Source organism: Leclercia sp. LSNIH1 (assembly GCF_002902985.1).
Classification (GTDB): domain Bacteria; phylum Pseudomonadota; class Gammaproteobacteria; order Enterobacterales; family Enterobacteriaceae; genus Enterobacter.
The window spans coordinates 89,595-111,516 of sequence record NZ_CP026171.1 but is presented as its reverse complement, the minus strand read 5'-3'; the positions used below and the strand labels follow the sequence as shown (position 1 = coordinate 111,516).

General features: G+C 49.2%; 24 protein-coding genes and 1 pseudogene. 3 read left to right on the top strand and 22 right to left on the bottom strand.

Annotated features, from left to right (window positions below; genetic code table 11):
- Nucleotides 1–57: 57 nt before the first annotated feature.
- The gene (locus C2U54_RS25715; RefSeq protein ID WP_158002126.1) at nt 58–990 is read right to left on the bottom strand and encodes a LysR family transcriptional regulator; all 933 of its coding nucleotides are present in this window, start codon (nt 988–990) and stop codon (nt 58–60) included.
- A gap of 260 nt (nt 991–1,250) precedes the next feature.
- On the opposite strand from C2U54_RS25715, the gene C2U54_RS25710 reads away from it, so the two are divergent.
- Nucleotides 1,251–2,375 carry an alkene reductase gene (locus tag C2U54_RS25710; protein ID WP_023279877.1) on the top strand — a complete coding sequence of 375 codons (1,125 nt, stop codon included), beginning with the start codon at nt 1,251–1,253 and terminating at the stop codon, nt 2,373–2,375.
- 95 nt (nt 2,376–2,470) lie between these two features.
- Entirely contained in the window at nt 2,471–2,779 is a 309-nt protein-coding gene (locus C2U54_RS25705; RefSeq protein WP_032415288.1) for an ArsR/SmtB family transcription factor, read from the top strand.
- Between the two features lie 546 nt (nt 2,780–3,325).
- Here the strand turns inward: C2U54_RS25705 and C2U54_RS25700 are convergent.
- The 5 genes and pseudogenes from C2U54_RS25700 to C2U54_RS25680 form a co-directional block, all read right to left on the bottom strand.
- Nucleotides 3,326–4,014: pseudogene (locus C2U54_RS25700) on the bottom strand (IS3 family transposase); the annotation flags it as partial.
- Nucleotides 4,015–4,104: 90 nt separating this feature from the next.
- Nucleotides 4,105–4,533 (bottom strand): hypothetical protein, encoded by a 429-nt coding sequence (locus C2U54_RS25695; protein ID WP_017384060.1) that lies wholly within the window; start codon nt 4,531–4,533, stop codon nt 4,105–4,107.
- A 3-nt stretch (nt 4,534–4,536) separates the two neighbouring features.
- Nucleotides 4,537–6,654 carry a hypothetical protein gene (locus C2U54_RS25690; RefSeq protein WP_103181209.1) on the bottom strand — a complete coding sequence of 706 codons (2,118 nt, stop codon included), beginning with the start codon at nt 6,652–6,654 and terminating at the stop codon, nt 4,537–4,539.
- Nucleotides 6,642–8,408: a hypothetical protein gene (locus tag C2U54_RS25685; RefSeq protein WP_040113334.1), complete on the bottom strand. Its 1,767-nt coding sequence runs from the start codon at nt 8,406–8,408 to the stop codon at nt 6,642–6,644. Before C2U54_RS25685 ends, C2U54_RS25690 begins: the two co-directional genes overlap by 13 nt.
- Nucleotides 8,395–9,642: a tyrosine-type recombinase/integrase gene (locus C2U54_RS25680; RefSeq protein WP_007897923.1), complete on the bottom strand. Its 1,248-nt coding sequence runs from the start codon at nt 9,640–9,642 to the stop codon at nt 8,395–8,397. Before C2U54_RS25680 ends, C2U54_RS25685 begins: the two co-directional genes overlap by 14 nt.
- A 613-nt stretch (nt 9,643–10,255) precedes the next feature.
- Between C2U54_RS25680 and C2U54_RS25675 the strand changes: the two genes are divergently transcribed.
- Complete coding sequence (locus tag C2U54_RS25675) at nt 10,256–10,891, top strand: hypothetical protein (RefSeq protein WP_023279901.1); 636 nt, start codon at nt 10,256–10,258, stop codon at nt 10,889–10,891.
- 27 nt (nt 10,892–10,918) lie between these two features.
- Here the strand turns inward: C2U54_RS25675 and C2U54_RS25670 are convergent, their stop codons facing one another.
- The 16 genes from C2U54_RS25670 to C2U54_RS25600 form a co-directional block, all read right to left on the bottom strand.
- A complete protein-coding gene (locus C2U54_RS25670; RefSeq protein WP_022652116.1) occupies nt 10,919–11,974 on the bottom strand; it encodes a phosphoadenosine phosphosulfate reductase domain-containing protein in 1,056 nt (351 codons plus the stop codon).
- Between the two features lie 177 nt (nt 11,975–12,151).
- Nucleotides 12,152–12,598: a hypothetical protein gene (locus C2U54_RS25665; protein WP_015063027.1), complete on the bottom strand. Its 447-nt coding sequence runs from the start codon at nt 12,596–12,598 to the stop codon at nt 12,152–12,154.
- A gap of 46 nt (nt 12,599–12,644) precedes the next feature.
- Complete coding sequence (locus C2U54_RS25660; RefSeq protein WP_015063028.1) at nt 12,645–13,451, bottom strand: hypothetical protein; 807 nt, start codon at nt 13,449–13,451, stop codon at nt 12,645–12,647.
- Nucleotides 13,452–13,680: 229 nt separating this feature from the next.
- Nucleotides 13,681–13,944, bottom strand: coding sequence for a hypothetical protein (locus C2U54_RS25655; protein ID WP_032610382.1), 264 nt, complete (start codon nt 13,942–13,944; stop codon nt 13,681–13,683).
- 56 nt (nt 13,945–14,000) lie between these two features.
- Complete coding sequence (locus C2U54_RS25650; protein WP_022652118.1) at nt 14,001–14,333, bottom strand: hypothetical protein; 333 nt, start codon at nt 14,331–14,333, stop codon at nt 14,001–14,003.
- Nucleotides 14,334–14,667: 334 nt separating this feature from the next.
- Complete coding sequence (locus C2U54_RS27400; RefSeq protein WP_022652119.1) at nt 14,668–14,898, bottom strand: hypothetical protein; 231 nt, start codon at nt 14,896–14,898, stop codon at nt 14,668–14,670.
- Between the two features lie 37 nt (nt 14,899–14,935).
- A complete protein-coding gene (locus tag C2U54_RS25645; RefSeq protein ID WP_022652120.1) occupies nt 14,936–15,394 on the bottom strand; it encodes an RES family NAD+ phosphorylase in 459 nt (152 codons plus the stop codon).
- Nucleotides 15,391–15,831, bottom strand: a complete 441-nt coding sequence (parS, locus tag C2U54_RS25640) for a type II RES/Xre toxin-antitoxin system antitoxin (RefSeq protein ID WP_032610495.1) — start codon at nt 15,829–15,831, stop codon at nt 15,391–15,393. Before parS ends, C2U54_RS25645 begins: the two co-directional genes overlap by 4 nt.
- Nucleotides 15,832–15,913: 82 nt before the next feature.
- Nucleotides 15,914–16,222, bottom strand: a complete 309-nt coding sequence (locus tag C2U54_RS25635) for a hypothetical protein (protein WP_022652122.1) — start codon at nt 16,220–16,222, stop codon at nt 15,914–15,916.
- A 175-nt stretch (nt 16,223–16,397) separates the two neighbouring features.
- Nucleotides 16,398–17,666, bottom strand: a complete 1,269-nt coding sequence (locus tag C2U54_RS25630) for a DNA methyltransferase (RefSeq protein ID WP_022652123.1) — start codon at nt 17,664–17,666, stop codon at nt 16,398–16,400.
- Nucleotides 17,653–18,264, bottom strand: a complete 612-nt coding sequence (locus tag C2U54_RS25625) for a hypothetical protein (protein WP_022652124.1) — start codon at nt 18,262–18,264, stop codon at nt 17,653–17,655. Before C2U54_RS25625 ends, C2U54_RS25630 begins: the two co-directional genes overlap by 14 nt.
- A 61-nt stretch (nt 18,265–18,325) precedes the next feature.
- Nucleotides 18,326–18,961 carry a hypothetical protein gene (locus tag C2U54_RS25620; RefSeq protein ID WP_022652125.1) on the bottom strand — a complete coding sequence of 212 codons (636 nt, stop codon included), beginning with the start codon at nt 18,959–18,961 and terminating at the stop codon, nt 18,326–18,328.
- A gap of 115 nt (nt 18,962–19,076) precedes the next feature.
- Nucleotides 19,077–19,334, bottom strand: a complete 258-nt coding sequence (locus C2U54_RS25615; RefSeq protein WP_022652126.1) for a hypothetical protein — start codon at nt 19,332–19,334, stop codon at nt 19,077–19,079.
- Between the two features lie 63 nt (nt 19,335–19,397).
- Nucleotides 19,398–19,832 carry a hypothetical protein gene (locus C2U54_RS25610; protein ID WP_015063073.1) on the bottom strand — a complete coding sequence of 145 codons (435 nt, stop codon included), beginning with the start codon at nt 19,830–19,832 and terminating at the stop codon, nt 19,398–19,400.
- A gap of 135 nt (nt 19,833–19,967) precedes the next feature.
- Complete coding sequence (locus tag C2U54_RS25605) at nt 19,968–20,345, bottom strand: hypothetical protein (protein WP_015063074.1); 378 nt, start codon at nt 20,343–20,345, stop codon at nt 19,968–19,970.
- Nucleotides 20,346–20,735: 390 nt separating this feature from the next.
- Nucleotides 20,736–21,917 carry a hypothetical protein gene (locus C2U54_RS25600; protein ID WP_022652127.1) on the bottom strand — a complete coding sequence of 394 codons (1,182 nt, stop codon included), beginning with the start codon at nt 21,915–21,917 and terminating at the stop codon, nt 20,736–20,738.
- Nucleotides 21,918–21,922 lie beyond the last annotated feature (5 nt).

Sequence of the window (21,922 nt, the reverse complement as noted above, 5' to 3'; positions counted from 1 at the left end):
CATCAGGTTTTACTTTAGCAATAGTAACGAAATTTCTGGTTCGAACTGCTCATCCTGCTACGTAAACCGCTCATTCTTAAAATCCGGAGCACAGCAGGTTATATTGCTTTTGCCTTTCTCATGTAAGGTGTCGGTATTATCTTTACCGGAGCCTGTAATGGACATTATTGGAATTATCATGTCGGCGGGAAAAGCCTCTGACCAGTCCTCAAGCACCCGACAATAGTGTCCCGCCTCAATCCCCGCCAGGGCAGAAGACTCCGGCAGGTAGGCCAGGCCGTAGCCATCTTTTACTGCCTGAAGCATTGGATAAATGCTTGAAAAAGTAAGCTGCCCGTCCACTTTTTTCACAATCTCCCCCTGCCTGACAAATTCCCAGCCATACAGCGGGCCTGTGGGTGACAGACGTATATTGATGCAGTCATGTTTTTCCAGCTGAGAGGGATGTAGCGGCAGACCTCTTTCTGCAAGATAGGTGGACGATCCAATGACGACAAACCGTATGTCCGGTGCGATTCGGACGGCCACCATATCCTTTAATATGTCATCACCAATTCGGACTCCGGCATCAAAATTGCCCTCAACAATGTCGACAAAACCGTTCTGCTGCGACATTTCCACCTTGATATCCGAATATTTTTTTAGTAACGGTGATAATCGTGGCCAGAGACATTCATGAATCATGTGATCTGATACCGTAAGTCTGACCAGCCCAGCCGGTGTATGGCGCAGTCTCTGAAGAGCTGTCACGCCCGCTTCAATGCGCGCAAGACCGGGTTCAAGCGTCAGTAATAATTGTTTACCGGCTTCGGTGACAGCCACCCGCCTGGTTGTACGCATAAGTAACGGCATGCCAACGCGCTCCTCGAGACGACGTATCGTGTGTGAAAGCGTGGATGCCGAGATCCCGAGGCGGACAGCAGCCCGTGAAAAACTGCACTCCTGTGCTACTGCCATGAATGCAACATAGTCATTAAAATCGTGACGCATACCGTTCCCGTTCAGGATCTCCGATAACATTATCAGAACCATTTAGGTTCATGATGCCGATTCTGTGAGCCATCAGGCAACCCCCCCGTTCCGCTCATCCGATCATAATTTTTATAAATCTAGATATTGGTAAATCTCAATATGTGGAATAAAGTGTCGTGGTTCTGCGGCTACATCGGCCGAACGACGACATGCCAGGTCGTAAATGCTGAGACATGGCGTTTCAGTGATATTGAAAATTCGCTATATCAGGATATGTAATGAAGACGAAAAACCTGTTCTCTCCCACCAGACTAGGTCCCTACACCCTGAAGAATCGTGTTGTACTTCCGCCTTTAACCCGCTCACGGAGCTCACAACCGGGTGATATTCCGAACGAACTGATGGCTGAATATTACGCACAGCGCAGCAGTGCCGGGTTTATGGTGACCGAAGGAACACAAATCGAACCTCGTGGGCAGGGTTATGCGTGGACCCCGGGGATCTACAGCTCACGGCAAGTGGAAGGCTGGAAGAAAGTGACGCGGGCAGTGCATGAAAAAGAAGGCATCATTTTTGCCCAGCTCTGGCATGTCGGAAGAGTATCCCATAACTCCCTGCAGCCATGTAACGCCTCGCCTGTCGCTCCGTCGGCGATACCGGCAGGGGAAAACGTTAAGGTATTCATCGAAACCGGGCCGGGAGAGGGTGCGCTGGCTACCGCTTCCTGCCCCCGCGCACTGGAAAAAGAGGAAATTAGTGAGATTGTCAGGATGTACGCCGGGGCAGCTCAGAACGCCCTTGATGCCGGTTTTGACGGTGTGGAAATTCACTGTGCAAATGGATACCTGGTTAACCAGTTCATGTCATCCCATAGCAACAAAAGAGAGGATGAATATGGTGGCTCATTACATAACCGGCTGCGGTTTCTGCGCGAAGTGACGCAGGCTGTCGCTGATGTGGTCGGTAAAGACCGTGTGGGAGTCCGTTTTGCTCCGCTCTTTCAGACCACGGATGAAGTAAGGGTCTATCTTGGCCTGGTGGAAGATGATCCCCATGAAACCTATACCGAAGCCGTTAAAATTCTTGAAGAAATCGGAATAGCCTATATTTCTCTTGCTGAAGCCGACTGGGATGATGCTCCCGAATTGCCTGAAGCATTCAGAGCTGAAGTCCGTAAGTTATTCAGCGGTGTAATTATGTATGCCGGGCGATATACGCAAGAAAAAGCCGAACGGATTATCGGTGCTGGCTGGGGAGACATTATCGGATTTGGCCGCCCGTTCATAGCTAATCCGGATTTACCGCAGCGCCTTTATCATGAATGGCCACTGAATCCGGTCGATCCAACAACCATGTATGGTGGAACGGCAAAAGGCTACACAGATTATCCCGCCTTTGGCTAACCATTCTTATGAGCATCAGCTTTTCAAAAGCTGATGCTTAACGTAGAGAAGTATCGTAACATTGCAATTCCTCAATGCGACAAGTGACAGAGTTTATGCCTGATATTGATTTGAATGACGTGATTAAGGCGCTGGGAAACCCTGTTAGAAGAAAAATTCTGCATATGCTCAAGGAACCGAAAATACACTTCCATCAGCCTTATGCTGATGCGGACGAGTTCGGTGTGTGTGTCAGTATCATTCAGGAAAAGGTCGGGCTCTCACAGTCTACCGTTTCTCTTTACCTCTCAGCTCTTCAACGGGCACAACTTGTTACTTCTCAGCGCATCGGTCCCTGGACGTACTACAAACGTGACAATGATAAAATAAGGGTTGTTCTTGAGTTGCTGAAAAATACAATCTGATACAGGACTGAGCACATTCAGTGTAACAGTACCGGGGGTTCGTACTTGCGATCCCGGCAGGCATTCCATGAAAGCGCACTAATTCCTCAATATCAGGCTGCAGACCGGTCATAAGAGGCTAATAGTTTTGCAAAATATCCACCAGTTTGGGTCAAATCACTCTGTCGGTTGGTGTGCATACTCGGTGCAAGGACCTGCAGATATTTAAGATGGCGGATAGCTTGTTACAGTGCCGCTGATGACATTCCGACCCTGTTGCCGTCCGGGTAAGATAATACCTCTGACAGCGGTCATAAAAGCCCAACATAATTGTCTTTCGAGCCATATATTAATCGCTCATCGCGCTCTCTTTTTCGAAGAGGTGTCACTTAATCATGATCGGTCAGTACAAAAAGACAGTGCTTTTCCAAATTCCGGACGGTTGTATGCGAAAACGGTGAAGCTCAACAAATGGTGTCATCGCTGTGCAATGCTCTGCGGGCTCATTCTTTCAGTTAACTGTTTGGTTACAGCTTCAATGAAGTATTTCAGTTAATTCACAGCGAGGGTTTGAGGAAACCACGCTGTGATTACCCAACGCTCATCCGGAGCATCCGGATTGAACTGTCGCTGGAGCTTGTTGGGCGACACGATACTGGCCTCGCCTTTACATGCCCTCGGGCTCCGGTATCCGACCTGAGCCTTTATCCCGACACGTTTCATCAGTCGCCAGACTCTGTTCACTCCGCACTGTTGCCCGCTGTCCCGCAGATCCAGATGGATTTTGCGATAACCATAGACGCATCCCGATTCCAGCCAGAACTGTTTAATCTGTCCTGTCAGTCTCAGGTCTGCCTGATGGCGTTGTGAATGCGGCTGCTGAAGCCAGGCGTAAAAACCACTGGGATGTTCATCCAGCACCCGACAGAGCAGGCGAACAGGCCAGCAATAGGTGTTGTCACGAATAAAGGCGTACCTCAGTCGGACAGCTTTGCGAAGTACGCCGCGGCTTTTTTTAATATGTCCCGTTCGTCGGTAACCCGCTTCAGCTCTTTCTGAAGACGGCGGATCTCGGCCTGAGCATCTGACTGTTCTTTATTAGTGGAAGAATCCGGACCGTAGTTCTTTATCCAGGCGTAAAGGCTGTGGGTGGTGATATCGAGACGCGTTGCAACGCTGGCAACAGAATAACCGCGATCAACAACCTGTTTGACTGCTTCAATTTTAAACTCTTCAGGATAACGCTTACCGCTCATGGGCACCTCTCTTTAAGTCATCTTAAATGACTCTGAGGTGTCTGTTAAACCTGTGGCGATTCACCTCGCGTCCTTCCGTTCAGTATAGCCTCAGTCCCTGACACCACCCGAGAACGGAATGACGTCCCCTTTCTCCCTCCCGGTGTTGCGTTCAAGCTCCCTGACATACTGCTGTAAAAGTATAAGGTTATGTAACAGCTCTACATTTTCAGCCATCATCTTTTTGATTTCTTCCCTCAGCTCATTTCTCTGACGGCGATACTTTTCTTTCAGCTTGATCTGCTGCTCAATGCCCTGCTCATCAACCGGCGCGGTGCCCTGGCACGTTTTTTTCAGACTGCGGATAGCCTCCCTGACCTGCCTGTACTCAGGACAGTTATAATTCAGGGTGCCGTTTGCCAGCCCCGCTCGTTTTTCCACAGCATACTGGCTGATACGCTCCCCTGATAACATCAGTTCCCTCAGGGCCTGCTCTGCTCTTGCCTGTGTTTTTTTAACCCCCGACTGTTCGTTCGTCATGCTCTATTCATCCTTTTCAAAAAAACGGACAGCATCTGCATAAAAATCTCTCTCAAGCATCAGAAAATCCCTGTCAGCCTGAGGAGCATTATTTCGCACGGCAATCTCCAGAAGGTTGTCATAATGAGCCATCCTGCGTTTCCACACGGGAACAGAATCAGCTCCGGCCAGCATGTTCTCACATCCCGGATTGCAGGACGCTGACTGAACAACCGCCTTAAACTCGCAGTCATGGCCATTCATGCAATAAAAACCGTTTCCAAGAGATACCAGTTTTTGCCCGCCTCGTTTAGCCATGCTCATCGCTTTTTTCAGTGTAGGAAACGTCATCTGATGTAAGTGCCCACCTCTCTGGGACATCAGTAACTTCCCGCCTTCGCCATAAAGCAGGCCTTCATGCTGATAAGAAACAGCCCTGGAAGCTGAGAGTTCGGTATCAACCCTCTCAATCTCGGCAGCGAATGCCTGAGGGATCGCCCGGCTAAAATGCGAAGCGTTGAGTGCACCGGACATATACCACTCCGTCATGCCTCTGATTAAGTTCTTAAACTGCCGGATAAGATCATTAGTAGAAATCAGATCAAGACGCCTGAGGTGTACAGCAAGTGAACGGCGAAACTGATGGGTTCGCAATGGCCAGAAAGCCCCCTCCCGAATCTCCATCGCAACGCGTTCATCATCACGTATGTTTGGATTTAAAAGCCTGAACTCATCAATATGGTCACGTCGGATGAACAGATGGTGTCTTTTCACAAATTTCTTTGCCCACTCAGTCTGGCGCTGCGTCCCCATAAAAGAGAGTTTTTGCTCCGAGAACCACGACCTGATATTTAAAGACAATGGAACATTGTCCAGCGTCTTCCCGTCCAGGCCTGTCATGATTTGATTAATTCTGCGTAAATGCTGAAAAGGCTTTTCCACATAGCGACAAACAACCCAGTCTTCGTGACTTCCACCTTCCGGGGCGAACTTATGCAACACCGAACGAAGTCCCAGGATATCACCATCATAAATCAGTGAACCGTGCATCACGCCAAGCACTTCGCTGTGTCTCATCCCCGACATGGCCTGTATCACATTCATGACTTTTAACGTCAGCTCAAAATGCCAGGTGTTCAGCTTTATGTGATCAACGCCAATAAAATCAGATCTCCAGCGCTTATTTTTATGTACCGAGAACCAGCCCTGCATCCCGGGGCCAAGTGTCGCGAAAAGCGCCCGAATTTCCCCGGCAACAATATTGTAGTAATACGCGGCCCGGTAATCCGGTATGCTTTTTGCTGTCCCTCTTTTACGGGCTTCCAGCATCGACGTATAGTAAGGCGAATCATAAAAACCGTTTATGATAGCGCACAGCCGGGAAAACCCGTCAAAATCGAAATCACTGATTTCAGCATCCAGTTCAGTAATCAGCCCTTCCCAGACAGACATCATAAGACTGAAAGGCATACAATATGTCTGGTTTGAATCATCCACACTGTTGTAACTGTCGAAGCTAATATCAGGAAAGTAACCGTATTTTCGAAGACGGGTATGACCTGTCAGCGAGATATCCGCCAGGTCCATAAAGTAATTACGTAATGTTCTTTCAGAACGCTTCCTGCCGTGCTCATCCTCCTCCTTCATCTTTACAATGAAAGCATTCCGGACAAGCGGAAAACGAAGCTGAAACAGACTGCGATACCCCATAGACTCAATAATACGGGCTCCCGCCACAATGTTTGCACATTTCCGGATCAGGGACTGCGTCTTCGCGGTCCTGCCGACAATCCAGAGCAGGCTGGCTGAGATGATTTTGGCTTCAAGACGCAGTTCAGGATCCCGTATGCCTGAAAAATTAACGGTTCTTAACGTTTCACCAATATGGGTTCTGACATAGCGATTGGTCCAGACATCATCCCTGAAATAAATATTCAGCGTCTCCTCATTGATAAAACGCATATCATGTTCATCTGAGCTGGCGATAACCAGGCAGTTATTCAGACGTTCAAAGCTTTTGTTTTCTAGTGCCTCACAGATGATATCCTCAGTCGGAAACTCATCCCCTGAACGAAGCGGCGTTCCGGCAGGAAACTCCGCCATTCGACTACGGCTTACCTCTTTTTTCTTCAAATCTGCCATACCGGAGCCACACCTTCTCGCTGAAGTTTAACGCGCGCTTTTTTCAGGATCGCCTCATCTACCAGCCCAAGCCGTAAATCAATCTTCAGGAGTAACGTTTCATAACGCTCCACAGCATTGACCGAACCGATGTACAACGGTTTTCCATACTCGATAGCATGCCTGAATGACAGCAGGAGCCATACAGACTCCAGCGTTTCCACAACGCAACTTTTTGAACATTCGACACAATGAGAAAAATCCGCACAAGCCTTTGGTGTCCGGCCAAATCGTTTTTGCTTTTTTATAAAGCGCAATTCAATATCTGTAGGCGGCTCCTGCGATCGACATCCCAGGCCATTCAATAAAAGATCCACACCCTCATCGCTTCCACGCAGATCGATCCCCAGCTCATCAGCAACTTTTACCCGCTCGGATAACGCACGTGTCGCAATCCCCTGATTCATAAGCGTATCAAGTGCAGCACTGAAGTTTTCCTTCGCCCCCTGTGGGTTACCTGCAGCATAATTCCGCCTGTAAGTGCCCCAGTTATGCTGTGCTTTTTCCGCCGTAATCAGACCATTCTTTAATGTTCTGTCCGTATACTGCTCAGACGTTTTGCGCAAGCCAGAAACGGTAATTGATGGAAGCGAGGGATTAAGCTGCCGCATCGTGGCCCACGCCCCCTCAGAGTTAGAAAATTTAGTCAGATGACTGGGATTAAGAGAATAAAGCTTATGGAATTTCACCTGCGGCTCACTCAGAAACAGCGCCTGTACCGGAGGGAAGTTATCTGCGGAAACCAGATAGTTAACGATGTCGTCCCTGAGCCTGATAAAAGACAGAAACCAGTAATAGCCCGCACGTTTGGTCACATACTCCGATTTACCTATCGTCAGACGTATATACTTATTCGCTCTCCCCTTATAAACATAATCAGTGCTGATACCCTTTTCATCCAGATGTATATCATCCCGCGTCAGACCCAGAACCTGAGAGGTGTTTCCCCATGTGTGGTAACAGAACAGAAAAAAAGAAGTAAGAAAGTAATTTTCCAGAACGTCCCTGATGATGATCTCTGCCCTGCTGACCCCGTTCTCTCCCGGATACCGGAAATACGCTTCATAAACAGGTGCCAGCAAAGACGGTGAGAAATGCCGCACCCCTTTTTCCGATTTAGCGATATGCTCCCGGATACATCCCGCAAGGAACTCATTCATGGATGACAACTGCCTCAGGATCTCGGAAAGTTCATTCCTGGTATAGCTATCCCTTCCCTGCTGCTGATACGTTCCTTTCGGTAAGAATTCATATTCATACCGCCTCTGAATCTGCCCGCCCGTAAGCAAAAACCGGTTGACCACGGACAAGTAGTGTCTTGCCATCCTGACTGAAATTTTTCGCCGACGAATATCGTTCATGAGATGTTTAATATACATTTCAACGCCTTCAGCCGTGCCATAGTCATACTGATTGACTGACTGCCATATAAAAAACATATTGAGATAACGGAAAATGGTTAACCTTCCGGCGGGACGGTAAGACAGAAGAAATCGTTTCAGAGAGGCAATAAAATCGCGTTTTTCAGGGCGGGCAAGATGCGAATGTTCACTAAACCATCCGGGGAGCAACACATAATCTGAAAAATGAGCCTGAAGATAAACGTCAAGTAAATAATATCGGTTCAGATCCCGCTGAGTGATGTGTCCGCTGACCGTCTCCCATGACAGCACATTTTCGGCCATCCACGTTATCTGCGTTTCACTCCGGCTCATATATGGCTCCATCGCGACCTGCAGCACCGTCAATCAATGCGTCCATGACCCCGGCGACTGCATCAGAAATCTGGTTTTGCTGAAGAAAGACGATGTATTTCATCGTCGTATTTTCGCTTTTATGGCCCATCCAGTATTTTACTGTACCCAGCGCATTTGCGGCCTGATCGGGATAGCAACTCAGTGCCGAGCGTAAAAAATGGGTCGCAAACGTTGCCCGCAAATCATGGGGTTTATGTCTGAACACATTTCCCGGAGCAGACCGGGCCAGGCGATGGCGAAAACTGTACCAGCGGGAGTAAAAGGCTTTTTCAGACATCCGTTTCCCGTTTGCCATTAAAAATAAAGGCTCGTGCCGCCCTTCCCCACCCTGTCGTGCACGCCATTTTTGGATCTTCTTTTCATACTCCTCATCCGCCAGATAATCCAGAACCTGCTCGTACAATCGTCTGGTGATGAAGAGTTCTCGCGTCATCCCAAACTTCGTATGAACTCCGCATCTCGGACCAATATGAAGCCCCCTGATGGTCAACTCAGATACAGGGACACTGGCAAGGTACTCTTCAGTAAAGAGTGACGACGGCAGGGTCAGCATTTCATCCAGCCGTAACCCACAATTTTTCATCAGCACAATCATTAAACTGAACAACCCGGACTCAGATTTCAGTGCCTCATCCAGGATATGAACCTCTGCATCATTCAGTGGGTTGATTGTCCTTTTTGTTGTGCTGGTTATCCTGATGGCAAGATCCGAACTTATCACCTTGCGTCGCCCGTCAACGACTTTTTCGACCAACGTAAAAAATGAGCTGGCAGCCAGCTCACCACACTTGCCCAGAAATACGTAAAACCGTCGGATAACGCTGATGTACACCGCCGCGGTGGATGAGGCGATGCGCCCCTGCCTTACGGCCCCCAGAAGATACTCCCTGAAGCCATATGTAGGGCTTTGGTATTTCAACGTTCCCGGGGTGAAAGGGTCAAGTCCGTTATCCTCCAGCCACCTTATCCAGCGTAAAAATGCCCGGGCTAAAGGCTTTAAATCCCTGGCCTGCAGGATAGCTTTATCCATAAGATAAAAGTGTACATATCGGCTCAGTTTTCGATTCTGGATGCCGCTAATATAAGGTATTTCAGCATACAGAAATCCGGGTTCAAATTTCAGTTTCGGCTCTGTTGCATCCAGTTTGCTGACACGCCCATAACGCGCATGAATGTTAGTGATTATCCTCACAGTCTGTCGCCCTGAAACGCCACCTCATGCCTACACTATAAATCCGGAAGAAGAAAAAACAAACAACCAGGTTGCCGGGAGTGAATATGCAAATCAGGAGGAAAGTAAAAGATGTAACGACACCATCACGATGCAATACATTGACCTCAACACGTTACCCGGACCATACGTGATAAACATCACAAATCCTTTGAGTGAAGAACTTAAGATGTGATTTTCATTTCCCGGCACAAACCGTGCCCTTAAAAAACAGGCAACGGATACATCTTAATGCCAGAAGTAAACCTTAATTGATTGAATACAGCCTGAGTCCATTGCAAAAATAACACACAGGGTAAATTCGCATATACAGAACCCAACGAAAAGCAAAAGAAACCTGTAACACATTTCGTTTACCTGTCACTTTCAATTGTAAAAGCCAGCAGAAAAAGCGCATATAACTATATTTATCCCTGCGGGGACTTTTGTTTGTGCTATATATTTTTTACAGAGAACCGCAACGCGTCCAAACACAAGAATATATTTACCTCTGGAAAATGGTCTGACTCCCTTTCACGTGGTTGTAGTGACCTGTTCTGTGATTCATGTAATGTCTTTTCTGGATGAGGAAAATATGTCATCACTGATATTTTATACAGACGAAGCACAAGCACTGATTGTAACAGATACCCTTGCCGTCACCGATAATGGGGAGCCGTTATCTTTTGTTTCCAAAGCAGGTTACATCCCCCAGCTAAGAACCATCATAGCAGGTACGGGGGCAGGTGGATTTTCTAACACCTGGTTGCTTGAAGCATCAACCAGAATGGTCGTATCAGGTATACAAAATCTCAATTATCATACATCGGCCTGTCTAAGGAGGCTGTGGAAACAATACAAGCATGACCATGCAATTCCCTCTTCTTCAACGGTGACAACCAGTGTTTATCAGTTCGCAATTTGCGAGGAAACAGGAAATATCGTTTCGTTCGCCTATCGCTCAGTCCATGATTTCGAATCAGAGCAATTACAATACGGAACAGGAGTAAAACCTGAGTGCCAAATCCTGGATGGGGATTTGTTGCAGACAATTCCTGTAATGATGAATGAACAAAGGGCTATACAGGCGACATACTCACACCCGGAACGGATCCATATTGGCGGTGAGATGATTGCGCATTATCTGACATCATCTATGTATCAATGCTTTAAGATTGGGGAATTTGAGGATTTCAGAACTCAGGGAGAGTATATATTGAGCAGGATTTAGGCAAAACGCGGTTCAGATAAAGTGCTTTTAACAGGCTTGCTGAACATTAAAAGGATATCTCTCAATTACGATGAATAGCTTGAATTCTAAAAATAGAAAAGTAGAGTTTAACTCTAAATACATAAAAACAAGAGTAAGCGAGCATCCATAGCGAGCGCCGCAGGCAGAAGACCGGGCCGTGTATTTCTCCGGCGTCCAGATACATTCCCCGGTCGCGTCTTTGTAAAGCGTGGCGAGGCTGAAGTTGTCCGGCAAAAAGCTTGGCAGCGGAAATCGCGCCAGCGAACCACAGGCCATCAGAAATGACCAGATATCCTGTGTCCGCCACTCTTTCACCGGGTACAGTTCGCCGCCGAGCTCCGTGAGCGAGACGCTGTCCGACTGCCCGCCCATTCTGAGGATGTTGCCTGCCCGACGGGCGCTCTCATCATCGCGGGAACCCAGCATCAGGCACACTTTGTTGCGGACGGAAGCTGGTGCATTTTTTAAATAACGGGCTTTGGCCTGGCGCAGTGGAGAGCGTTTGAGATCTGTAGAGCATTGACGCGTATTGGAATTTGTCCAGGTCGGAAGTCCGCGCCCGGTCAGAATGCGTCCGACCCAGCTCTGGGTCATGGACGGGTGGGCCACCAGGACGGTCACGGGCAGTTGCTGTTCGGCAATAAAGGCTCGGAGCTGGCTGAGAACCTGCGTGGACTGATGATGCATCTCAGGGTTTTCAATCAGGGTGTTGGAGATCTGAATGAAGTGGTGCTGGCTGACGTTCGACCCGTTCCGTACGGCACGGATCAGGGCCATGAGGAACAGGTGCAGTAGCGAGTGGGAGTCTTTCCCGCCGCTGTAGCCGACGCACATGGTCCAGCCTTCGGTAATCGCATGATAAATGGCACTGGTTGCCGTCGTCACGCGCGATGCGAGACTGACCGGCTCACCGGCATCGGTATAATTCAGATCCGCATCGGTCTTCAGTGTTTGCCAGACATCGCCCCATTTATCCTGCGTCAGAATGGCAGCGTTAGCCGCCTCAGAAAATTGAATTTCTGAGGGTAATTCAAGGAATGTTTCTTTTATTTCGATATACATATTATTTCCTGAATTTTGGCTTTCGCTGCATTATCGCGTTATTTATTAAACCCATCTAATATCTTCAGTGCAATATGTGAAGATAAATTTAGTTAAATTGGAATTATGCCAATTTAACTAAATAGCACTGAATAAATAGAATTACGCGGCAATAAATATATTATCTTTACCACGCTCTCACGAATACTGCTGGGTAATTAAAACCGTCGTATTTGATTCCAGCTCTGCCAACGGAATTCTGGGGGTATTGAGCATCATGTCATCACCGCAATGGCGGGGTACAGCCGTCAGTTGAAATGATTCTTTCATGACCCGGATGGAAGTTGTTTCCGTGCGAGAGGACGGCATGACGTCCCGGAGCATGGTTTCCTGCCCGTTACTGTCACTTTCAATAAATGCAGCCTTCGCCATGAGTTCCTCAATGTCCTCTTCCGATGTTTCGGACCAGAGGCAGTCATAGAAGAAAAACTCTGCAACGTACAAATCATTCTCTTTCACGTATGCCGCCAGTTCACGGATACGCTGAGCCAGCGATGTATCAATGGAAAAGAAGACGCTTTGCGGGACTTCACTCGCAAATTCATTGATGCAGCTAGCGGACGCAATCAAAAGTTTATTGAACATTTCAGCTCTCCATGCCACCGGCTGTCCCGGTGGCAATCTAGGGTTATCAGGCAGTCACGGGGCACAATACGTCCAGCGAAGGCAGCAATTTGCTCAGGCTGTCGTACACGACGGGCGTCAGTTCGGTGACGCTGTGAAGCGCCATGCTGGTGTTGTCTTCTTCGCTGAGAATGATGACTCCATCCTCATCAGGATCGTCAGAAGTACTCTCGTCCGAGGCCAGGCGGTGGCGTGCAACGTCATAAGGCGATTCAGACGCTTTGCAGCTCATCAGATAGCATTCTGTGTATGTGTTTTCGTGGTTATACTGGTTCACTTTCACCAACGCATACTGAACACCGGCATCATGGGCTTCGTTCATCAGGCGGGAAAAATTAAAGCCTTCCTCATAGTGGTGTGTATCTTTAGTCACCACGATTGTCGCACCGCCGAACTCGTTTTCGCGTGGTCGGTCGCAGACGAAAGCGGCATTGATTGTGACCATTTCAGGCAGGTTAAACACCGACAACACGGCAGTTGTTACCGCGATTGCGTGGTCGAGGTTAATGCTTTCATCATGGCTGATTGCCAGACCGCTACCGGTGATTTCCGCTTTGAGTTCCAGCTCGTAATTGTCTTCTGGTGACTCCGGCTGACCAAAAGTCGGCTCAAACGGATCGCACTCCGGGTGGTTCTGAATAATACCCAGGACCAGCAGTTCAGTGAGGGAACACTCTGAAGCAGGTTTAGACAGCAGGTGATCACCTTCCGACACATCCGTGTCCGTAACATACGCAATCGCGTCCAGAGCCATCTGAGCCTGTTCCTGTGAACAGAGAATTGTGAAGGATGCCTGAGTGTAATTATTTGCCATTGCATAACTCCTTATTTAATTAAGTGTGATTGCTGTCTGTGAATAGATAATATCAAAACAGATACCCGCACCTAATAACCCGAAATGAAATATTTTCGAAGTTTTTATAGAGAAGACAGGCGCCATATTTATTAATCCAGCCATTATTTAGAGGGCGGCATTAAGTAATTATGCGGAAAAAATAAAAAACCGCCACAAGGGCGGCATTTATTAAATGGGAAAGATTCAGTTATAAGGTATGTGTCAGGGCGGAAACAATGATCCGGTCTGGTAACAGTGATTGAAGGGACGCCGACGAAATGACAAGTGCCTTTTCAATGTGTGCCTCTCTGTCGGCGATATGTCGCCGGAATGCCGCTTCTGCTTCACCGGAGGAGTCGGCTTCAACCAGCATCACTTCTTCCTCATCATCAAACATCATGCGGCCTGAGATAATATACAGTCGGCTTAAGTCCGGGAGATTTACAGCGTTGCCCTGTTTGTTAATCATCATTTTTCTCCGTCTGCAATTTTTAAATTTGTCAGTTCTGCTACGGGTAAAATACACCATCAGCCCTGTAAACCCGGACAGGTATCAACGTAGCTCATCGGTTTGCCAATCGCGGCGCTTAGGCGAAGGATTTCGCCGATGGAGACGTACCGCAGCATTTCAGAACGCCCGTGTTTCTGGTATTCATCCACCGACATGGTGCGCCAGTCCTTGTGCGGTGTGTTTTTGCACAACTGCCAGTTGTCGACAGTGGTCGGGCGACGCAGGACATACACACCCAGCGAAGGCGTGAGGCCTAAGCCAAATGACTGCTGCACCACAATACGCACTTCAGAGCCGTCGGGGCGTTTCAGTGTCTGAGTAATTTTAGTGATGAGCTGTTCGGATTCCATACTATTAACCTCGACCGTCAGTTGGGTTGCTGTAGGGATATTTTAGCAAAGTCGGTTCACTGGCTAATAAGTACAAAGCGAAATTTTTAAAAATAGAGGAATAAAACAGGAAGAGAACAAATCTGGAAACAGCAAAATCACATTATCCGATTGCAATTCATTTCACATTTGACATATTCGGAATTAAGTACGCAACGAACCTGCATCGTCTGGTATAAAAGTATATTTCAAATATTCAGGTTATTATCTGAAGTAAAATACTCTCTGCCCCGGTTGCAATACCAGACGGAACACAAGACGTTATGAAGAGCCTGTCCCGGTTCAAAAGCTGCGGCTAATTTTTTCTGACCCACTTAACGAGAATGCCAGCCAGAGTCACAGTCAGCATCAATGCCCATACTGAAGAAATAAAGTTAAGCAATGGAATACGCTCAGAATAATCACAGGTACTGGATGGGTCACTGGCAAATTTACAGATAAATTCGGGATCAAGCCCCCAGTAAACGAAAGAAAATAACACAACGAGCGATACACTGATTTTAAAGATTTTTTCGCTTGTCATCATTTATCATCTCAATCCAGGAGGTTATATAAACCTGAAACTATTTCAGCCGTGTGTCGTACTGGTAAGGAATTTTCTGGACGGTTTTCATCAGATCAAAAATCGCCGGATGAGCCGGATTTAAAAGGTAGTTAAACTCCACCGGAGATAATGCACTGGGAATACGCAGGGCAACAGAAGAGCCACTTTCAGCCCAGTTATCGCCATACAGGGCAAGTTCTGCGGGCGCATCTTCACTTGCCCAGCCCGGCGGCAGCAGGTTCAAGTCAAAGGCCTGGATCTGGTCATCCGGGACATCAATGCTCAGCAGCGTGTAAGCGTCCAGAAGCTGCGGGGCATTGATATGCACCAGCGTCTCCAGCATGGTCAGAGAGGCCGTCTCGGACAGATAGACAAGTGCTGTGCCGACACTGTTCCAGCGGCCTCCCGCTTCTTTCGCACCTAATCCCGACCATGCAGTCGTAATATAGCGGGTCTTGGTCATCCGATACAGGATCACGAATAGACTCCGTGTTCAATACGGGTGATCAGGCGCATCACTTCGAGTGCGCCGGTTTCCGAAGAGACAACATCTGCCGGAGTCTTCCAGCTCAAGCCACGGTTTGGCTCGTTCATCCATTTCTGTGCTGCCTCTTTGTCGCCTTCGAACAGCTCTACAGCCCGTTCAATGACGCGAATAATACGCACCAGACGTTCGCTCTGATCCGCAGTGAAACGGGCTTTTACGCTGCGATTGAAGGTGGTGTTCGGAATGCCGGACATTTTGCGCAGTTCCGACGGCGTGATGTTCGCCCATTCAGAAATGGAATGAGCGACTTTACCTTCCAGTCCGTGGCTAATTTTGTCCATCAGCGCAATGCCGTCATTATCCAGACCCACCACCTGCCATAAGCCGTGCGGGTTCATTTTGGATAAATCTGGAGAAAAAACTTTCATAGTCATAACCGACCCTCCCATTTGGTATGTCAATTATACCATATGGGTGACTACTGGCAATATTTTCACCTTTCTCATAACGTCAGTTCGTCACCCGGCTGACTCTGGCATGGGCATTGCCCTGAATGTTCCAGTACAGCCCAGCCGGAAGCTCTGCGGCCCAGGTTGCCCCCCGTTCCGACATTTGTTCGGGCGTTTCCAGCCATCCACGCGGAATAGTACCGGTGGTGTCACCGATAACCCGCGAGACGCAGGCGGCAACGCGGACGCCGCCGGGGACATCACAGCCGGATTCAACGATGTGCATCACTTCCATTAATGCGCCGTACGCTTCAACACGGTCGCCCTTTTGCAGTTCAATGGGGGAAACCTGTTCAGTCAAATTCTTCATGCTCACACTCCCTTCAGTGATTAAAATTGTCGCCGTCGTTTTTAAGGCATCCGGGAGAAGAATCCTGGTGGCCATTACGCCGGTATGTTGCTGAATCATTTTCTGTCAGCGCCGTCGCCGCAGGACATCCCCGCTGGCGTCACTTCCGGCTGCTGGCCAGGCTAAACCGCCCAGCTCATCCCCCTTCCCGCAGTTCATCACGGTAAAGGGCAACCAGGTCATCGAGTATCGGGCTGCTCTGGTATCCCGGCATTTCTGTAAACAGGCTGCGCGAGATCCCGAGCCATTCCATTATTTTGTCCGTTGCATACCAACGTCTGCCGAGCCGCTCAGCGGCAACCGGTACTTTGTGCAGACCGGCAAATGGCTCAACTACCAGATCACCAGGCCTGGTGAGGAACTCGATCAGGAATGCGGCGAGTCGAGTGGGTGACGTTGCACCGTGCAGCGGAAACCCCAGTTCGCGGGCGATGCGATGGCAGAGCCGCGTATCCGGGCAGGCATTGCCAAACATAAGCGTATTTTTGGAGATAGTCCCTTCTGTCTTATTGCCGAAGGCGCCATTTTTAAGCTGGTAAGCGCCATCCCCGTAAAATGTAGTGCGGTTTTCGCCGCCGGACGCCTGCAATTTCTGATGCTGCTCTGAATGAGGCTGGAGAACGCGCATGTTGTTCGAACGAACCTTTTGCGCGTCATTAGTAAACCACAGCACCGGCTCGTAAGACGAACAGAGCTGAACACGCTGTTTACACGCCCAGTGAGTCGGCGACGGGGGTTTCGCTCGGTTCACCCAGTTCAGTCTGTCCATCAGCTCAAGACCCAGCTTATCGCACAGCGCCAGTGTCAGTCTTTCCAGATACAGAGAGCGCGATGGCCTGCCTGGATTAAAGCTGTCCTGCGTCACATTGAGCGCCACGCTGCCCCCCGGCACGAGCTGCTTCACGATAGGCTCAAGAATCCGCAGCAGCCAGTCAATATACGCCTGCTCACCGCGTCCGCCGCCGTGCCCGTAATTTCGGGCATTACGCAGCAGGAACGGGGGCGACGTAAGGCAGAGATGGATTTGCTCATTGATGTTGCTGAAGAACGCGTACGCATTCCCGAAGACCGATGCCCCGAGCGAAGTTGAGAAGCCAACGACGCACAGTTTGTCCCAGGACTCATGCAGCTTCTTGTCATTTTTGAAGGCATAGCGCCAGACGCCCCGCTTTTCCGGGACACGCTCGATCACCCCGGCCTGCCGCAGCGTCTGCTGATACCAGCGAACCTGATGCTTGACGCCGCTGGTTCGCATTTTGTCCGAGCCGAACGCCTTCATTTTCTGTAGTTCTGCATCCGACATCCCCGTTTCGCGTTGTACCTCGCGATACAGCTCTTCGTTCGTTAACGGGGTGTCTGACGCGGCATAGATCCGCGCAATCAAATCGCTGTTAAGGTTGCTCATCAGCCATCCTTGAAAAACGGACCAGGGCGGCTTCACACTGCTCTTTACCCCACGAGTCCTGCCAGTCGCACAGGTGGAGATATTTGCGTTCGAGTGCTTCCATTTCATCGAGATTTGAACTCGATAATCCCGCCCAGACGTCGTGCCAGCACACATCGTAAGTAACGCCTGCCGGTGGGCAGTATTCCAGAGCATCCGCATGGATGATTTCAACACGGGGATCGTGGGCAAAGGCCTCGGCAACTAGGTTAATCACATCCTGCGACTTCTCAATGACAGTCACGTTGTTAACTTCCGGCTTCTGAAGAATGGCGTGCAGCACCATCCCCAGCCCCAGTCCGTTGATCAGGACGTGCCCTGTCGCTCGCTTTATGAACTCCTGACAGAGTTGGATTTCGTATGGCAAATTGGTCATCACCACATTTCTGCCATTTGAAAGGCGGCGATAGTTACCGGGCTGTAAAACCGCGTCGATATCCTCCGTAGCGGCACGGAGGAAAAGGCTAACCGCCTTATCTTTGGAGATTTCGAAGCTGTCCAGTGTCCAGGCACCGGATGTTCCATCTTTAACAGGTAAATTAGAAAAGCAACTCTTCATCAGTCATCCTTAAAATGGATTCAGTTCAACGTAAGTGGGCGCAGGAAGACGGTGAAGCAGGTCACTTCCCTTTCTGCATCAGGGACTCCAGTGACGATTCCAGCGCCGCGAAACGAATCAGGGCAGCTTCACACTGCTCTTTACCCCACGAGTCCTGCCAGTCGCACAGGTGGAGATATTTGCGTTCGAGCGCTTCCATTTCATCAAGATTTGATCTCGAAAAATCTGGCCAGATATCATGCCAGCACACATTGAAGGTAACGCCTGCCGGTGGGCAGTATTTCAGAGCATCCGCAAGGATAATTTCAACGCGGGGATCGTGAGCAAATGCTTTGGAAACCAGGTTCATCACATCCTGAGACTTCTCAATGACGGTCACGTGGGTCACGTCAGGCTTCTGAAGAATGGCGTGCAGCACCATTCCCAGCCCCAGTCCGTTAATCAGGATGCGTCCAGTTGCTCGCTCAATGAAAGCTTCACAGGTACGGATCTCCATCGGCGTATTGGACATCACCACTTCGTTATCACAGGACAAACGCCGGTAGACGCCTGCCGGGATATATTCATCCTGATCCTTTGTATATTCGGCGCGAAGCTTCAGGGTCTGCGCTTTTTCTGGCGTAATCACAAAGGAGTCCAGCGTCCAGTTACCGGATTTCCCGTTTTTCACCGGCAGCTCAGCAAATTTACTTTTCATACTGATAACCTTAATTTCGAATCATTCTGTTGCCGGGAAATTACCACATAACCCTCGGGCTGGGCAGGCAAGATCGCGTTACAACGGACGGCGGCTGACGCAACCGTCCACGGGTTCACAGGTAACGAAGTAGGATCTCCGCATCCTCCGGTGGCAGCTGTTGGCAGCTCTTCACTTGATAGAAGAATTCCCCGCCAAGATCATACACTCCGCCGTCTTCAAAACTCAGTGCTTCGACCTCGTCGCGACACTCATTCAGTAATGCCGTCTGGCTGGCGTTTGCCTCAGTATCGCTGGCGACAAGCTTCACGCTGGAATGCTCATACTCGCCATTCCGGCATACAATTTTGACAATGAAGTTTTTTTCAGGCATCTGCGCCTCCCGGCTGGTTAGGGGTTTATTCAGCGTTGCCCCGGCGTCCGGGGCAAGACTCAATCAACCCTTGATGAAACTCTGGCCGAAAGAAGGATTGGCTTTAAACTGGTGCTCCTTTATGATTTTTTTCATCATCTGAGAGCATTTCTTGATCGATTTGGTGCTGGCATCCGTGACTTCAGCCATCTTGCGGATAAAGCGATTCACCTGATACTGCGCCTCAGCATCTTGGCTGAGGGCTTCACTGTGGATGCGGTCTTCATGCTGCGCAATCAACAGCACATAGCAGCGGAGACCTGTGGCGGTGCTCACGCGCTGGCTGATCGTGATTTCCGCCGAGCGGGTAGACTGGACGACAGAGAGAGAGACTCTCGATAATTCGCCGTCCCGGAAAATAGCCGGAGTAAGACCATTAATATCCTCGCGGGAATAATTCAGAGAGTCCAGAATGGAAAATAAATCACAGGTGGTAAAATCGAATTCCTGAATGCTCATATCGCCTCCGACGCTTCATTATTTGTTGGCATTGCCTGTAGATATATAATACCAGGTTGGGTTCAAAACCTAATAACCCGGAAGAGAATATTTTGAAGAAAATCTCAGGCATCCATGCCGTGAATTAAGCTGGCACTATTCTGAAATAATATCACCAAGGCTGGTGGTAAATTCTCTTTTGACGGATTCAGTAAACGGCACTCGCTCAATATATTTATAATTCGTGGCATAGGTGTTGGTGTCTAAAGTCCGGGAGATCTCATCATCAATCGGGTCTTCAAACATATCAATGCGCACATCGATATGCTGCGTGCCTTCTGCGGTAGGATGTGACAGGCTGCACGACACTTCGATATAGCGATCTTTCTGCTCCGCGACAAACGTCCAGAAACCTGCATTAAAGTCGGTTGATGCACCGTGACGTTTAAATACAACATCAGATACGGAATAACCGACAGCATTAAGAAGGGAAATGAAATTAAGCTGACTGGAAATGATATCTAATTTATTCATGATGTCTCCTGTTGGTATGTGGCAATTATACCAGGACGCGCTCGACGGCTAATAACCTGCGGCAAAATTTTTCCGAATAGTTGATGATGTGATTGATAGCTTTAAAAATTAGGAGGATTGTTTATAAGAAGGAATATAACCAGAGGATTTGAAATTTAATACACCATGCCGACTGACCACGTCTAATTTTTCAAAAGTTACTTTTCCCGGCTGCCCTGATCCCACGTCGCTAAGACCCGGTATACTCAGGCATTCTGCCCGGAAGGCAATTGGCTTCGGTGATCGGGTATTAAAATAGGGCCAGTCTGTTTTTCTGCGAGTTTCGCGCTCTGTTGATGGCGTGAAATCACCTTTTCCGGATGCCCTCCCTGGCTGTCCGGTGCGCTGGCGCTACGCCCAGCGGTATGGGGTAAAATAGGTCTCGTTAACTTCAAGAAATTCGGTCAGGGAATTCATCGCTCTCGTGTCGTATGCAGTCACAATAAAACGGTAACCGTCCACCGTTTCGATGTAACTGATCCCCCGTGGCGTGCTGCTGGCATTCACCACTTCCGCCGTCATCATAAACTGGCCTTGCGGGAATTCCTGTGACAGGTAGATAAATCCGGTGGTTGCTGATGACGGGGTGGCATTCATCAGCACACCGTTAAATTGCTGGCCGTGTCGCGCCGGGATCAATGTGCTGTCCGCCGTCGCCTGATTCAGCAGCTGCCGGATCAGGGTTTCCTCTTTATATGAGCTGTAAGCGCGGACATCGTCTTCAGCCCCGGAGCGTGAGCAAACACCTACATGTGCAAGCCGCCGGTATTCGTTACGCATGTAGGCATGACAGGATGCACCCGCTCGCCCCTGAAGGGTGACACCAAAATCTTCACACAGCATCAGAACCTGGCGCAGATTGTTGTCATATACCGTCGCAGTAAGGGCCAGGTTATAACTGACGAATGTCAGCTCAAAAACCCGTGTATGCATGTCACTAACGTGTGCCTCCATCCGGATCAGCGGCTTTTCAGTCAGCGGATATGGAGTGCCGTTCACGCAGTACGGGGTAACGCCGCTAAAACACTCGCCGATCACGCTTGCAATGACTACGTCGGCGTCAATGACAGCCGGTGCCGGGACATAGATCTGAAACTGTCCTTCCGTGCCAGATTGGGTAAGGACGGGGAACAAACGCGGGGAATTAAGCTGCTCAAGGTCAGCATTGATCAGTTCTGTCCAGCTGGGTTTCCCGGTGGGTGCATCGAGGCGCAGGCCCAGGTTATCGCAGAAGTCGACGATCTGCCGGGAGTGTTCCACCATCACTGCCCCGGAGAGAGTCAGACCGTGCGTCGTCATCTTCAGCTCACTCGTCCGTGTCTGGGTATTCTGGGACCAGGGCTGTAAAGAAAGTGTCGTCCGGCTTAGTGAAGGTATAATTGTTTCATTCAGTGGGTCGATCAGTTGGCAATGCGCATTCAGCCGGGGGACAAGGGCATCAAATATGAAGCTTGCCTGTTGTTTAGTGCTGGTCTGAATATAAAACATCGCATCCGTGCCTGCATCCCTGGATAAAATACCGAAAAGTTTCATTTTTT